12 protein-coding genes are annotated in these 13,562 nt (G+C 64.6%); all 12 read left to right on the top strand.

Annotation, left to right across the window (positions count from 1 at the left end; genetic code table 11):
• The first annotated feature begins 42 nt into the window (after nt 1-42).
• On the top strand, nt 43-1,446 hold the full coding sequence (gene leuC, locus ACUJB0_RS05425; protein ID WP_444844341.1) for a 3-isopropylmalate dehydratase large subunit: 1,404 nt from the start codon (nt 43-45) through the stop codon (nt 1,444-1,446).
• A gap of 42 nt (nt 1,447-1,488) precedes the next feature.
• Entirely contained in the window at nt 1,489-1,614 is a 126-nt protein-coding gene (locus ACUJB0_RS05430) for an entericidin A/B family lipoprotein (RefSeq protein ID WP_008450980.1), read from the top strand.
• 54 nt (nt 1,615-1,668) lie between these two features.
• Nucleotides 1,669-2,316, top strand: coding sequence for a 3-isopropylmalate dehydratase small subunit (gene leuD, locus ACUJB0_RS05435; protein ID WP_117014888.1), 648 nt, complete (start codon nt 1,669-1,671; stop codon nt 2,314-2,316).
• Between the two features lie 15 nt (nt 2,317-2,331).
• Nucleotides 2,332-3,402: a 3-isopropylmalate dehydrogenase gene (gene leuB / locus ACUJB0_RS05440; RefSeq protein WP_444844342.1), complete on the top strand. Its 1,071-nt coding sequence runs from the start codon at nt 2,332-2,334 to the stop codon at nt 3,400-3,402.
• 28 nt (nt 3,403-3,430) lie between these two features.
• A complete protein-coding gene (asd, locus tag ACUJB0_RS05445) occupies nt 3,431-4,558 on the top strand; it encodes an aspartate-semialdehyde dehydrogenase (RefSeq protein WP_117014891.1) in 1,128 nt (375 codons plus the stop codon).
• A 216-nt stretch (nt 4,559-4,774) separates the two neighbouring features.
• Nucleotides 4,775-7,546, top strand: coding sequence for a motility hub landmark protein FimV (locus ACUJB0_RS05450; protein WP_444844343.1), 2,772 nt, complete (start codon nt 4,775-4,777; stop codon nt 7,544-7,546).
• A gap of 48 nt (nt 7,547-7,594) precedes the next feature.
• Nucleotides 7,595-8,398: a tRNA pseudouridine(38-40) synthase TruA gene (gene truA / locus ACUJB0_RS05455; protein WP_444844344.1), complete on the top strand. Its 804-nt coding sequence runs from the start codon at nt 7,595-7,597 to the stop codon at nt 8,396-8,398.
• A gap of 6 nt (nt 8,399-8,404) precedes the next feature.
• Nucleotides 8,405-9,118 carry a phosphoribosylanthranilate isomerase gene (locus ACUJB0_RS05460; RefSeq protein ID WP_444844951.1) on the top strand — a complete coding sequence of 238 codons (714 nt, stop codon included), beginning with the start codon at nt 8,405-8,407 and terminating at the stop codon, nt 9,116-9,118.
• On the top strand, nt 9,063-10,316 hold the full coding sequence (trpB, locus tag ACUJB0_RS05465; RefSeq protein WP_444844345.1) for a tryptophan synthase subunit beta: 1,254 nt from the start codon (nt 9,063-9,065) through the stop codon (nt 10,314-10,316). Before ACUJB0_RS05460 ends, trpB begins: the two co-directional genes overlap by 56 nt.
• A gap of 10 nt (nt 10,317-10,326) precedes the next feature.
• Nucleotides 10,327-11,124 carry a tryptophan synthase subunit alpha gene (gene trpA / locus ACUJB0_RS05470; protein ID WP_444844346.1) on the top strand — a complete coding sequence of 266 codons (798 nt, stop codon included), beginning with the start codon at nt 10,327-10,329 and terminating at the stop codon, nt 11,122-11,124.
• A 187-nt stretch (nt 11,125-11,311) separates the two neighbouring features.
• Nucleotides 11,312-12,184 carry an acetyl-CoA carboxylase, carboxyltransferase subunit beta gene (gene accD / locus ACUJB0_RS05475; protein ID WP_444844347.1) on the top strand — a complete coding sequence of 291 codons (873 nt, stop codon included), beginning with the start codon at nt 11,312-11,314 and terminating at the stop codon, nt 12,182-12,184.
• An 84-nt stretch (nt 12,185-12,268) separates the two neighbouring features.
• Nucleotides 12,269-13,558 (top strand): bifunctional tetrahydrofolate synthase/dihydrofolate synthase, encoded by a 1,290-nt coding sequence (gene folC, locus ACUJB0_RS05480; RefSeq protein ID WP_444844348.1) that lies wholly within the window; start codon nt 12,269-12,271, stop codon nt 13,556-13,558.
• Nucleotides 13,559-13,562 lie beyond the last annotated feature (4 nt).

A 13,562-nucleotide genomic window follows, 5' to 3' on the forward strand; every position in this document is an offset into this window, starting at 1 on the left:
CACACAGGCCGCAGTTGTACTCATAACGGGTACGCATAAATCATGATGAAGACGCTTTACGACAAACTCTGGGAATCCCACGTGGTCAAGGCCGAGGAAGACGGCACCACCATCCTCTACATCGACCGCCATCTGGTGCACGAAGTCACCAGCCCGCAGGCCTTCGACGGCCTGCGCGCCGCCGGCCGCGCGCCGTGGCGCGTGTCCGCCAACCTGGCGGTGGCCGACCATAACGTGCCGACCACCGGCCGCGCCGACGGCATCGCCGACCCGGTCTCGCGCCTGCAGGTGGAAACGCTGGACAAGAACGCCAAGTCCTACGGCCTGACGTACTTCAACATGAACGACAAGCGCCAGGGCATCGTCCACGTGATCGGGCCGGAGCAGGGCGCCACCCTGCCGGGCATGACCGTGGTCTGCGGCGACTCGCACACCTCCACCCACGGCGCGTTCGGCGCGCTGGCGCACGGCATCGGCACCTCGGAAGTGGAGCACGTGCTGGCCACCCAGACGCTGCTGCAGAAGAAATCCAAGGCCATGCTGGTGCAGGTCGACGGCGCGCTGCCGGCCGGCGTCACCGCCAAGGACGTGGTGCTGGCCATCATCGGCAAGATCGGCACCGCCGGCGGCACCGGCTACTGCATCGAGTTCGGCGGATCGACCATCCGCGCGCTGTCGATGGAAGGCCGGATGACGGTCTGTAACATGGCGATCGAGGCGGGCGCGCGCGCCGGCATCATCGGCGTCGACGACGTCACCATCAACTACGTCAAGGGCCGCCCGTTCTCGCCGGTCGGCCCGCACTGGGACCGCGCGGTCGACTACTGGCGCACGCTCCACAGCGACGCCGGCGCCAGGTTCGACCTGGTGGTCACGCTCAACGCCGCCGAGATCAAGCCGCAGGTGACCTGGGGCACGTCGCCGGAAATGGTGACCTCGATCGACGGCCGCGTGCCGGACCCGGACCTGGAAAAGGACAGCGTCAAGCGCGACGCCATCGAAAAGGCGCTGGTGTACATGAACCTCAAGCCCAACATGGCGATCGAGGACATCCGCATCGACAAGGTCTTCATCGGCTCGTGCACCAACTCGCGCATCGAGGACTTGCGCGCCGCCGCCGAGGTGGTGCGCGGCAAGCAGCGCGCCTCCAACGTCAAGCTGGCGATGGTGGTGCCGGGCTCCGGACTGGTCAAGGACCAGGCCGAGAAGGAAGGCCTGGACCGCATCTTCAAGGACGCCGGCTTCGAATGGCGCGATCCGGGCTGCTCGATGTGCCTGGCGATGAACGCCGACCGCCTGGAACCGGGCGAGCGCTGCGCCTCCACCTCCAACCGCAATTTTGAAGGACGCCAAGGCCAGGGCGGACGCACCCATCTGGTGTCTCCCGCGATGGCGGCCGCCGCCGGTATCGCCGGCCACTTCGTCGACGTACGCGCTTTACGCTGAGCTTGCGTTGATTTTTCCTTTTGATACTACGAGTACACCAACATGAAAAAACTATTCGCCCTGTCCATCATCGCGCTGATCCTGACCGGTTGCAACACCGTCAACGGCTTCGGCAAGGACGTCAAGAAGGTCGGTGAGTCGCTCGAAGGCGCCTCGACCAAAAAATAAACCGCAGCACGGCGGGCCGCGACGGTCCGCCGTCGCACAACCCGAACGAGAATCATGGATAAATTTACGATCTACGAAGGACTGGTGGCCCCGCTGGACCGCGCCAATGTCGACACCGACGCCATCATTCCGAAGCAATTTTTGAAGTCGATTCATCGCACCGGCTTCGGCCCGAACCTGTTCGACGAATGGCGTTACCTGGACCACGGCGAGCCCGGCCAGGACAACAGCAAGCGTCCGCTCAATCCGGAGTTCGTGCTCAACGAGCCGCGCTACCAGGGCGCCTCGATCCTGCTGACCCGCAAGAACTTCGGCTGCGGCTCCTCGCGCGAGCACGCGCCGTGGGCGCTGGACCAGTACGGCTTCCGCGCGATCATCGCGCCCTCGTTCGCCGACATCTTCTTCAACAACTGCTACAAGAGCGGCTTGTTGCCGATCGTATTGCCTGAAGCGCAGGTTGATCACCTGTTCAATGAAGTCAAGGCCTTCCCCGGTTACCGTCTGGTGGTCGACCTTGAACAGCAGCGCATCTCCACCAGCAATGGCAGCGTCTCCTATCCCTTCGAGATCGACGCCTTCCGCAAATACTGCCTGATGAACGGGCTCGACGATATCGGCCTGACGCTGCGTCACGCCGACGCTATCCGCGGCTTCGAAGAGCGCCATCTGGCAACCCAACCTTGGTTGGCCAACGTCATCTAATCTCGAAAACTACTCATGAAAATCGCTATCCTCCCGGGCGACGGTATCGGCCCGGAAATCATCGCGCAAGCCGTCAAAGTCCTCAACGTGCTGGGCGAAAAATTTGAGCTGGAAAGCGCGCCGGTCGGCGGCGCCGGCTACGCCGCCCACGGCCACCCGCTGCCCGAAGGCACGCTGGCGCTGGCCAAGGCGGCCGACGCGGTGCTGTTCGGCGCCGTCGGCGACTACCAGTACGACACGCTGGAGCGCGCGCTGCGTCCGGAACAGGCGATCCTCGGCCTGCGCAAGAACCTGGGCCTGTTCGCCAACCTGCGTCCGGCCATCCTGTACCCGCAACTGGCCAACGCCTCGACGCTCAAGCCTGAAGTGGTGTCCGGCCTGGACATCCTGATCATCCGCGAACTGACCGGCGACATCTACTTCGGCCAGCCGCGCGGCGTGCGCGAGTGCCCGGACGGCGCCTTCAAGGGCCAGCGCGAGGGCTTCGACACCATGCGCTACGCCGAAGGCGAGATCCGCCGCATCGCCCACGTGGCGTTCCAGGCCGCGCAAAAGCGCAGCAAGCGCCTGACCAGCGTCGACAAGGCCAACGTGCTGGAGACCTTCCAGTTCTGGAAAGACATCGTCACCGACGTGCACAAGGAATACCCGGACGTCGCGCTGGAGCACATGTACGTCGACAACGCCGCGATGCAGCTGGTGCGCGCGCCGAAGAAGTTCGACGTGATCGTCACCGGCAATATGTTCGGCGACATCCTGAGCGACCAGGCCGCCATGCTGACCGGCTCGATCGGCATGCTGCCGTCGGCCTCGCTGGACGCCAACAACAAGGGCCTGTACGAGCCGTCGCACGGTTCCGCTCCCGACATCGCCGGCAAGGGCATCGCCAATCCGCTGGCGACGATTCTGTCGGCCGCGATGATGCTGCGCTATTCGCTGAACAAGGCCGAACAGGCCGACCGCATCGAGAACGCCGTCAAGCATGTGCTGTCGCAAGGCCTGCGCACCGCCGACATCTTCGAAGCCGGCACCACCAAGGTGGGCACGGAAGAGATGGGCAACGCGGTGGTCAAGGCTTTGGTATAAATAGTATAAATTATTAGAGGGAATGAAAATGAAACTCGTAGGCTTGGTAGGTTGGCGCGGCATGGTCGGTTCGGTCCTGATGCAGCGCATGCAGGAAGAGGGCGATTTCGCCCACATCGAACCGGTGTTCTTCACCACCTCGAACCCGGGCGGCGACGCCCCGGCGATGGCGAAGAATGAAACCAAACTGAAAAGCGCCACCGACATCGACGAACTGAAAAAGTGCGAGATCATCATCTCGTGCCAGGGCGGCGACTACACCACCGAGGTGTTCCCCAAGCTGCGCGCGGCCGGCTGGAACGGCTACTGGATCGACGCCGCCTCCACGCTGCGCATGGAGAAGGACGCCGTCATCGTGCTGGACCCGGTCAACCTGCACGTGATCAAGGACGCGCTGGGCAAGGGCGTGAAGAACTACATCGGCGGCAACTGCACCGTGTCGTGCATGCTGATGGGCTTGGGCGGCCTGTTCCAGCACAACCTGGTCGAGTGGATGACCTCCATGACCTACCAGGCGGCATCGGGCGGCGGCGCCCAGCACATGCGCGAGCTGCTGACCCAGTTCGGCACCATCAACTCGTCGGTCAAGGCGCTGCTGGATAATCCCGCCTCCGCCATCCTGGAAATCGACCGCCAGGTGCTGGCCACCCAGCACGGCCTGTCGGCCGAGGAGACCAAGCAGTTCGGCGCGCCGCTGGCCGGCAACCTGATCCCTTGGATCGACAAGGACCTGGGCAACGGCCAGTCGAAGGAAGAATGGAAGGGCGGCGCCGAGACCAACAAGATCCTGGGCCTGGGCGCGGACTTCGGTTCCAAAGCCATCCCTGTGGACGGCCTGTGCGTGCGCATCGGCGCCATGCGCAGCCACTCGCAGGCGCTGACCATCAAGCTGAAGAAGGATGTGCCGATCGACGAGATCCACGACATCATCGCTGCCAACAACCAGTGGGTCAAAGTGGTGCCGAACACGCGTGAAGCCTCGGTCAAGGACCTGTCGCCGGCCGCCGCCACCGGCAGCCTGACGATCCCGGTCGGCCGCCTGCGCAAGATGAGCATGGGCGACGATTACCTGTCGGCCTTCACCGTGGGCGACCAGCTGCTGTGGGGCGCGGCCGAACCGCTGCGCCGCATGCTGCGCATCGTGCTGGACAAGTAACACGCCGTCCCGCGATTGTTAAAGCAGAAGGGGTTTTCTCTATGAGCTCTCATAGGGAAAACCCCTTTTTTTGGTTTAAAGTAGGCATAGACGTTACACATCTTCATGTACCACTAGAGAAACATCGTGCAAAGCTTGCATGCTCTGGAGCATGATGATATGTTGGTATATCTGGGAAAGTAACATTTTCCCTCTGACAACCTGATGCCGCCCACTATGCACGTACCAACTCGCTCCAGCATTGTTTCCTTCACGTTGAAGACACTCACGGGAGCTGTCGCCAGCGCGGTGTTGGTGGCGGCCACGGCCAACGCCGCCGGGCTTGGCAAGCTGACCGTCCAGTCGTCGCTGGGGCAGCCGCTGCGGGCGGAGATCGAGCTGACGGCGGTATCGGCGGAAGAGGCTGGCGGCCTGGTCGCCAAGCTGGCGCCGGCTGAAGCCTTCCGCACCGCCAACATCGATTTCAATCCCACCCTGCTGTCGCTGCGCTTCGACGTCGAGCAGCGCAACGGCCGCCAGGTGATCCGCGTGACATCGACCCAGCCGGTCAACGAACCTTTCGTCGACATGCTGCTGGAGTTGACCTGGACCGGCGGACGCATGGTCCGCGAATACACCTTCCTGCTGGACCCGGCCGACATGCGCGCGACGCAAGCGCCGCGGGGGCCCCCGCCGGTGGACCTGGGCCGCGGCACCGCCCCGGCCCCGGCGGCCGCATCGGTCGCGCCGACTGTCGCGCCCGCCGCGCCGGTTGCACCGTCCGCACCGGTGGCGCAGCGCGCGCCGGCCCGGCAGGCCGCCAGCGAATACACCGTCAAGGCCGGCGACAACCTGACCCGCATCGCCAGCCAGGTCAAGCCGGTCGACGTGTCGCTGGACATGATGCTGGTGGCGCTGTACCGCGCCAATCCGGAAGCCTTCTCCGGCAATAATATGAACCGCCTGAAGTCGGGCCACATCCTGGCCGTGCCGGACGCCGACACCATCCGCAACACCGCGCCGGAAGGCGAGGCGCGCGGCGTGGTGGTGGCGCACGCGATCGACTTCAACGCCTACCGCGCCAAGCTGGCCGGGCAGGTGGCCAACAGCACGCCGGCCAAGGAGCCGGAAGTCGCCCAGAACGCGTCGGGCAAGATCACCGCCAAGGTCGAGGAAAAGCCGAACGCGGCCAACACCGCCAAGGACAAGCTGACGCTGTCGAAATCGACCGCCAGCACGCCGGTCGAAGGCAAGACCGGCATGGCGGTGGAGGACAAGATCGCGCGCCAGAAGGAGCAGGAAGAATCCGCGGCCCGCATCAAGGAGCTGGAGAAGAACACCCGCGACCTGGAAAACCTGATGGCGGTCAAGAACAAGGCGGCTGCGCAGACGGAAAAAGCCTCGGCATCGGCTGCGGCATCGCTGCCCGCGTCGACCCCGGTCGAGGCGTCGGCGCCGCCCAAGCCCAAACGCACGCTGGTGATTCCGCCGAAGAGACTCGAGCCGAGCCTGTTCGAAACGCTGATGGACAACCTGCAATACGTCGGTCTGGCCGCCGCGGCCCTGCTGGCGGGCGCCGGCGCCTGGATCGCCTCGCGCCGCCGCAAGCAGTTCGCCGTGCCGAAGGAAGAGACCAGCATCCTCGGCGACACCGCGATTCCGTCGCAGGCGCTGATCGCCGAAGCCGGCGGCCAGAGCGTCGACACCAACAACAGCGTATTCAATTCCAACTTCGCGCCATCGGCCAGCCAGCTCGACACCAATGAGGTCGATCCGGTGGCGGAAGCCGATGTCTACATCGCCTACGGCCGCGACGCCCAGGCCGAAGAAATCCTCAAGGAAGCGCTGCGCAGCCATCCGGAGCGCCATGCCGTGCGCCTGAAGCTGCTGGAAATCTACGTCGCCCGCAAGGACGCGCGCTCGTTCGAAAGCCAGGCATCCGAGCTGTATTCGATGACGCGCGGCCAGGGCGACGAGTGGGCGCAAGCGGCCGCCATGGGCCAGACGCTGGATCCGGGTAATCCGCTGTACGCCGAAGGCCACGCGTCCTCGGGCGAGGCCGAAGCTGCATCCTCCTTCGCCGCCGCGCCTGCCGTTGCGGCGGCCGCAGCCGGCGCCGCCGCGTTCAGTGCGGCGGACTTTGTCAGCGACTTCAACGCACCTGCGCCGGCGCCCGCACCAGCTCCCGCTTCCGGCGGCCTGGACCTGGACCTGGGCTTCGATGCGCCTGCCGCTGCGGCCGGCGACAGCAATCTGATAGACTTCGGCAGCGACATGGAAACGGCCTTGCCGCAAGCGGCCGACGCCGCCGTGTCGCCAGCCTCGGTGGCGGCGGAATCCGACAACCTGATGGACTTCGACCTGGGCGGCCTGAGCTTCGAGCCGGCCGCCGCCGCGCCAGCCCCAGCCCCTGCCGAGCCGGCAGCGATGCCGGAAGACGACTTCAACCTGGCCTTCGACGCGCCCGCCGCGCCGGCCCCGGTTGCCGCGCCAGCTCCAGCTCCGGCGGAGGACCTGAGCATGGACTTCGGCCTGGACCTGCCAGCCGAAGCGGTCGCACCAACACCGCCGTCGGCCAGCAGCGACCCGCTGGACCTCGACCTGATGAATTTTGAAATTCCCGAAGTGCCGGCCGTCCCCGCGCCGGCGCCGGAGGCTGAACTGGACGCCGGCGACTTCGCCGACGCACTGCACGCCACGGAAGAAGTCACCCCGGCGCCGGCCCCGGCCGCGCAGGAATTCGACCTGTCCGGCATCGACCTCGACCTGGACAGCGCGCTGGGCGGCACCGGCGCAACCGCCGCCGCTGCCGATACGACCCCGAGCCACGTGCGCGACGACACCCTGTCGGCCCATCACATGGAAATGGACACCAAGCTGGACCTGGCGGTGGCCTACCAGGAAATCGGCGACAAGGAAGGCGCGCGCGAATTGCTGGACGAAGTGCTGCGCGGCGGCAGCGACGACCAGATCGCCAAGGCCAACGCGATGCGCGCTCAATTGGGGTAATCCCGCTCCGTATATAATGGCTGACTCTGACATTACATCGGGCAGCAATTGAAACGGATAGCAATCGGCGTCCAGTACGACGGAACCGCGTGGAACGGCTACCAGAAGCAGGCGGACGGCCACACGGTTCAGGACAAGCTGGAACAGGCGCTGGAGAAATTCGCCAGGGTGCCGCTGGCCACCACATGCGCCGGCCGCACCGACACCGGCGTGCATGCGCTGGAGCAAGTGGTCCACTTCGACACCGACCTGAACCGCGATACCCATTCCTGGGTGCGCGGCGTCAATGCCTTCCTGCCGCCGTCGATCGCCGTGCGCTGGGCCAAGGAGCTGGAGGGCGACCCCAGCGTCAATGATTTCTTCCACGCCCGCTTCAGCGCCCGCGCCCGCACCTATCACTACGTGCTGTACAACAATCCGACCCGCTCGCCGCTGCTGGAAGGGCGCGCCGGCTTCTGCTTCCGTCCGCTGGACGTGGAGCTGATGCGGCAGGCCATTCCGCCGCTGATCGGCTGGCACGACTTCACCGCCTTCCGTGCCGCGCAGTGCCAGGCCAAGTCGCCGGTCAAGCTGATGCACGACATCCAGATCAAGCGCCACGGCGAACTGGTGGTGTTCACCATCACCGCCAACGCCTTCCTGCACCACATGGTGCGCAACCTGGTCGGCTCGCTGGTCTACATCGGCACCGGCCGCGAGAAGCCGGAGTGGCTGGGCCATCTGCTGGAAACCAGGGACCGCCACGCCGCCGCGCCGACCTTCATGCCGGACGGCCTGTACCTGGCCAAGATCGACTACGACCTCAAATGGGAACTGCCGCTGGAAACGACCAGCGCGCTCCCCTGGTTCTAAAGGAGCATCATGCGCACCCGTATCAAAATCTGCGGCCTGACCCGTGTGGAAGATGTGCAAGCCGCCGTCGCGGCCGGCGCCGACGCGATCGGCTTCGTGTTCTACCCCAAGAGCCCGCGCTACGTGACGCCCGAGCAGGCAGCCGAGCTGATCCGCGCCGTGCCGCCCTTCGTCACCTGCACCGGCCTGTTCGTCAACGCCTCGCCGGAAGAGGTGGCGGCCACGTGCAAGGTGGCGCCGATTTCGCTGATCCAGCTGCACGGCGACGAGACGGTGGAGCAGTCCGCCGCCATCGCCGCGGCGGCCGGACGACAGTTCATGCGCGTGTTCCGCGTCAAACCTGACACACAGCCGTCCGATTTGCTAGAATACGAGCAGCGATACCGCGCCGCCAGTCCCTTGTTCACCAGCCTGTTGCTGGATACCTATGTGGATGCCTATGGCGGTGCAGGAAAGGGTTTTGATTGGTCTCTCATTCCAAAAGATCTCGCGCCTCGGGTCGTTTTAAGTGGTGGCTTGAGCGTACACAACGCGACTGACGCGGTGGCACGTGTACGCCCCTACGCCGTGGACATCAGCAGTGGTGTCGAAGCGGCCAAGGGCATCAAGGACGCCCGCAAGATCGCCGACTTTGTCGCGGCGGTGCGGGCTGGAGATACCATGAATGAAAGCGAGACCCACCATGATGAACGCCCCGGCGAAGCCGCTGTTCCACGCTAAAGACTACAACCTTCCTGACACCAAGGGCCATTTCGGCCCCTACGGCGGCTCCTTCGTCGCCGAAACCCTGACCTACGCGCTGGCCGAGCTCAACGCGGCCTACGAGCGCTACAGCAAGGATCCCGAGTTCCTCGACGAGTTCCGTTACGAGCTCAAGCACTTTGTCGGCCGGCCGTCGCCGATCTACCATGCCAAGCGCTGGTCCGACCTGGCAGGCGGCGCGCAGATCTACTTCAAGCGCGAAGACCTGAACCACACCGGCGCCCACAAGATCAACAACGTCATCGGCCAGGCCCTGCTGGCCAAGCGCATGGGCAAGCCGCGCATCATCGCCGAGACCGGCGCCGGCCAGCACGGCGTCGCCACCGCCACCATCTGCGCCCGTTTCGGGCTGGAGTGCGTGGTCTACATGGGCAGCGAGGACGTCAAGCGCCAGGCGCAGAACGTCTACCGCATGAAGCTGCTGGGCGCGACCGTGGTGCCGGTGGAGTCCGGCTCCAAGACCTTGAAGGATGCGCTCAACGAGGCGATGCGCGACTGGGTCACCAACATTGAAAACACCTTCTACATCATCGGCACCGTGGCCGGCCCGCATCCGTATCCGATGCTGGTGCGCGACTTCCAGTCGGTGATCGGCGAGGAATGCCTGGTGCAGATGCCCGAGATGACCGGCCGCCAGCCGGACTGCGTGGTGGCCTGCATCGGCGGCGGTTCCAACGCCATGGGCATTTTCTATCCCTACATCGACCAGAAGCAGGTGCGCCTGATCGGCGTCGAGGCGGCGGGCGAGGGGCTGGACGGCGACAAGCACGCTGCGTCGCTGACCAAGGGCTATCCTGGTGTTTTGCATGGCAACCGGACCTATCTGCTGCAGGACCAGAATGGCCAGATCATCGAGACGCATTCGGTGTCGGCCGGCCTGGACTATCCGGGCGTCGGGCCGGAGCATGCCTACCTGAAGGACAGCGGCCGGGCCGAGTACGTCTCGATCACGGACGAGGAGGCGCTCAAGGCCTTCCACGACTGCTGCCATATCGAAGGCATCATTCCGGCGCTGGAGTCGTCGCACGCGCTGGCGTTCGCGGCCAAGCTGGCGGCGACCCTGCCCAAGGATAAAATCATTTTGGCCAACCTGTCGGGCCGGGGCGACAAGGACATGCATACGGTTGCAGAACGTATGGGTTTGAACTTCAACTAAGGGAAACGACATGTCCAAAATCGCAGCAACTTTCAGCGCCCTGAAAGCGCACAAAAAAACCGCGCTCATCACTTTCATCACGGCCGGCGATCCGTCGCCGGAACTGACGGTGCCGCTGATGCACGCCTTGGTGGCGGGTGGTGCCGACATCCTGGAACTCGGCGTGCCGTTTTCCGATCCGATGGCCGAAGGCCCGGTGATCCAGCGCGCCTGCGAGCGGGCGCTGGCCAACGGCGTCGGCATCCATGATGTGTTCGGCTACGTGGCGGAATTCCGCAAGACCAACCAGACCACGCCGGTGGTGCTGATGGGCTATGCCAATCCGATCGAGCGCATTGGTGCTTCTGCGTTCATCGCCGAATCCAAGGCGGTTGGGGCGGACGGCGCCATCGTGGTCGATTACCCGCCGGAAGAGTGTGAAGAGTTCGCGGCCGCCATGCGCGCCGCCGAGCTGGACCTGATCTTCCTGCTGGCGCCGACCTCGACCGAGCAGCGCATCGCGCAGGTGGCCAAGGTGGGTGGCGGCTTCAGCTACTACGTCTCGCTGAAGGGCGTGACGGGCGCCGGCAATATCGACACGGTGGAAGTGGCGGAGCGTCTGACGGCCATCCGCAGGCACGTGCAGTTGCCGATCGGCGTAGGCTTCGGCATCCGCGACGGCGCCACCGCGCGCGCCGTGGCCGAGGTGGCTGACGCGGTCGTCATCGGCAGCCGCGTCATCCAGGAAATCGAAAGCGCCGGCAAGGATGGCGCCGTGGTAGCAGTGCAATCTTTCGTTTCTGGCATTAGAAACGCGCTCGACGCCTGATTTACCTCAAATGCGTCGCCTTTTTTGTCCGGATGAAAAAGGCGGCGCAGGCGTGATTCTGCTAGTGGTTTACCTCTAAAAACCCGCCAATTCCATGACGAAGTTTAAAAATTGTTGTACAGCAAAGTTCGACAGGGGGGCGAGAAACGGCTACACTTCGGCCACGAGTTAGCTGCAAGGAGAATTTATGAGTTGGTTGGAAAAACTGCTGCCCCCACGAATCCAGCGTTCCGACGCTGCCGCACGCAAGACCATGCCCGAGGGCCTGTGGGTCAAATGCCCATCCTGCGAAGCCGTCCTGTACCGCACCGATCTGGAATCGAACCTGCACGTTTGCCCCAAGTGCGACCACCACATGCGCATCCGCGCACGCGAACGCCTCGACAGCCTGCTCGACGCCGGCGGCCGCTATGAAGTCGGCATGGACACCCTGCCGGTCGATACGCTGAAGTTCAAAGACAGCAAGAAATACCCCGACCGCCTCAAACAAGCCATGGAAGCCACCGGCGAGACCGATGCGCTGATCGTCATGGGCGGCGCCATCATGAGCCTGCCATGCGTGGTGGCTTGCTTCGAATTCGAATTCATGGGCGGCTCGATGGGCTCCGTGGTCGGCGAGCGCTTCGTGCGCGGCGCGCAAGTGGCCCTGGAACAGAAAGTACCGTTCATCTGCATCACCGCCACCGGCGGCGCCCGCATGCAGGAAGGCTTGTTGTCGCTGATGCAAATGGCGAAAACCACCGCCATGCTGACCAAGCTGTCGGAGAAGAAGCTGCCGTTCATCAGCGTGCTGACCGATCCGACCATGGGCGGCGTGTCCGCCTCGTTCGCCTTCATGGGCGACGTGGTCATCGCCGAGCCGAAAGCGCTGATCGGCTTCGCCGGTCCGCGCGTGATCGAAAACACCGTGCGCGAGAAACTGCCGGAAGGCTTCCAGCGCGCCGAGTTCCTGGTCACCAAGGGCGCCGTCGACATGATCGTCGACCGCCGCAAGATGCGCGAAGAAATCGCCCGTCTGATGGCACTGCTGCAAAATCAGGCGGTGGAAGTGCTGGCCTAAAAAAGCAGCCACGCCCTCACGCTACGGCGCGCAATCGGCTATCATGCCGGCCTGCGCGCCGTTTTCCATTTCTGAGCCATCATTATGTCGAACCTCCCAACTACTTTGCCCGCCTGGCTTGCGCTGCTTGAATCGCGCCACGCCGAAACCGTCATCAACATGGGCCTGGACCGCGTGCTCGCCGTCAAGGAGAGCCTGAAGCTGGCCTTCAGCTGCCCCGTCATCATGGTGGCCGGCACCAATGGCAAGGGTTCGACCTGCGCCATGCTGGAATCGGTGCTGATGCGCGCCGGCTACAAGGTGGGCCTGTACATCAAGCCCCACTTCCTCGACTTTAACGAGCGCGCCCGCGTCAACGGCGAACTGGCCAGCGACGACGTGCTGGTGGCCGCCTTCAACGCGGTCGAAGCGGTGCGCGGCGATACGCCGCTGACGTATTTCGAATTCACCACGCTGGCCATCATGCATCTGCTGAGCGGCGCCGGCATGGATGTCGTGATCCTGGAGGTGGGCCTGGGCGGTCGCCTGGACGCGGTCAATATCGTCGATGCCGACGTGTCCATCGTCACCAGCGTTGATATCGACCACACCGACTACCTGGGCGACACCCGCGAGGCGATCGGCTTCGAGAAGGCCGGCATTTTCCGCGCCGGCAAAACCGCGATCTGCTCGGATCCGGTGCCGCCGCAATCGCTGATCGACCACGCCAACGCCATCGGCGCCGACCTGTGGCTGATGGGCCGCGACTTCAACTATTCCGGCGACAAGCAGCAGTGGAACTACGGCGGCCGCTCGCAGCGCCGCAACTCGCTGGCTTACCCGAGCCTGCGCGGCGCCAACCAGATCCTCAACGCCTGCGCCGTGCTGGCCGCGCTGGAAGCGTTGAAGCTGGAACTGCCGGTCGGCGCGCAGGAAGTGCGCACCGGCCTGGTGACGGTGGAGCTGCCGGGCCGCTTCCAGGTGCTGCCTGGCCGCCCGACCGTGATCCTGGACGTGGCGCACAATCCGCACGCGGCCTCGGCGCTGAACCAGAACCTGGGCAATATGGGCTTCCATCCCTACACCTACGCCGTGTTCGGCTCCATGCACGACAAGGATATCGACGGCGTGATCGCCGCCATGTCCGAGCACGTGGACCACTGGTGCCTGGCCACGCTGCCGTCGCCGCGCTCGGCCAGCGCCTCGGAACTGGCGGCCAAGGTGCAGATCGTCCAGCCCGAAAAGGCCGAGCGCACCATCAATATCTTCGACGATCCGGCCGCGGCGTACGCAAATGCGATCAGCCGAGCCGGGGAGAATGATAGAATTGTGGTCTTTGGATCTTTCCTCACGGTCGCCGGCGTCATGGCGGCGCGAAAATCCGCATTCCATTGAACGC

Source organism: Duganella caerulea, assembly GCF_040362985.1.
In the GTDB taxonomy this organism is placed as follows: domain Bacteria; phylum Pseudomonadota; class Gammaproteobacteria; order Burkholderiales; family Burkholderiaceae_D; genus Rugamonas; species Rugamonas vulcania.

Coding starts and splice junctions, on each gene's coding strand:
- leuC (WP_444844341.1), top strand. CDS start 43: ATGATGAAGACGCTTTACGACAAACTCTGGGAATCCCACGTGGTCAAG.
- ACUJB0_RS05430 (WP_008450980.1), top strand. CDS start 1,489: ATGAAAAAACTATTCGCCCTGTCCATCATCGCGCTGATCCTGACCGGT.
- leuD (WP_117014888.1), top strand. CDS start 1,669: ATGGATAAATTTACGATCTACGAAGGACTGGTGGCCCCGCTGGACCGC.
- leuB (WP_444844342.1), top strand. CDS start 2,332: ATGAAAATCGCTATCCTCCCGGGCGACGGTATCGGCCCGGAAATCATC.
- asd (WP_117014891.1), top strand. CDS start 3,431: ATGAAACTCGTAGGCTTGGTAGGTTGGCGCGGCATGGTCGGTTCGGTC.
- ACUJB0_RS05450 (WP_444844343.1), top strand. CDS start 4,775: ATGCACGTACCAACTCGCTCCAGCATTGTTTCCTTCACGTTGAAGACA.
- trpB (WP_444844345.1), top strand. CDS start 9,063: ATGAAAGCGAGACCCACCATGATGAACGCCCCGGCGAAGCCGCTGTTC.
- trpA (WP_444844346.1), top strand. CDS start 10,327: ATGTCCAAAATCGCAGCAACTTTCAGCGCCCTGAAAGCGCACAAAAAA.
- accD (WP_444844347.1), top strand. CDS start 11,312: ATGAGTTGGTTGGAAAAACTGCTGCCCCCACGAATCCAGCGTTCCGAC.
- folC (WP_444844348.1), top strand. CDS start 12,269: ATGTCGAACCTCCCAACTACTTTGCCCGCCTGGCTTGCGCTGCTTGAA.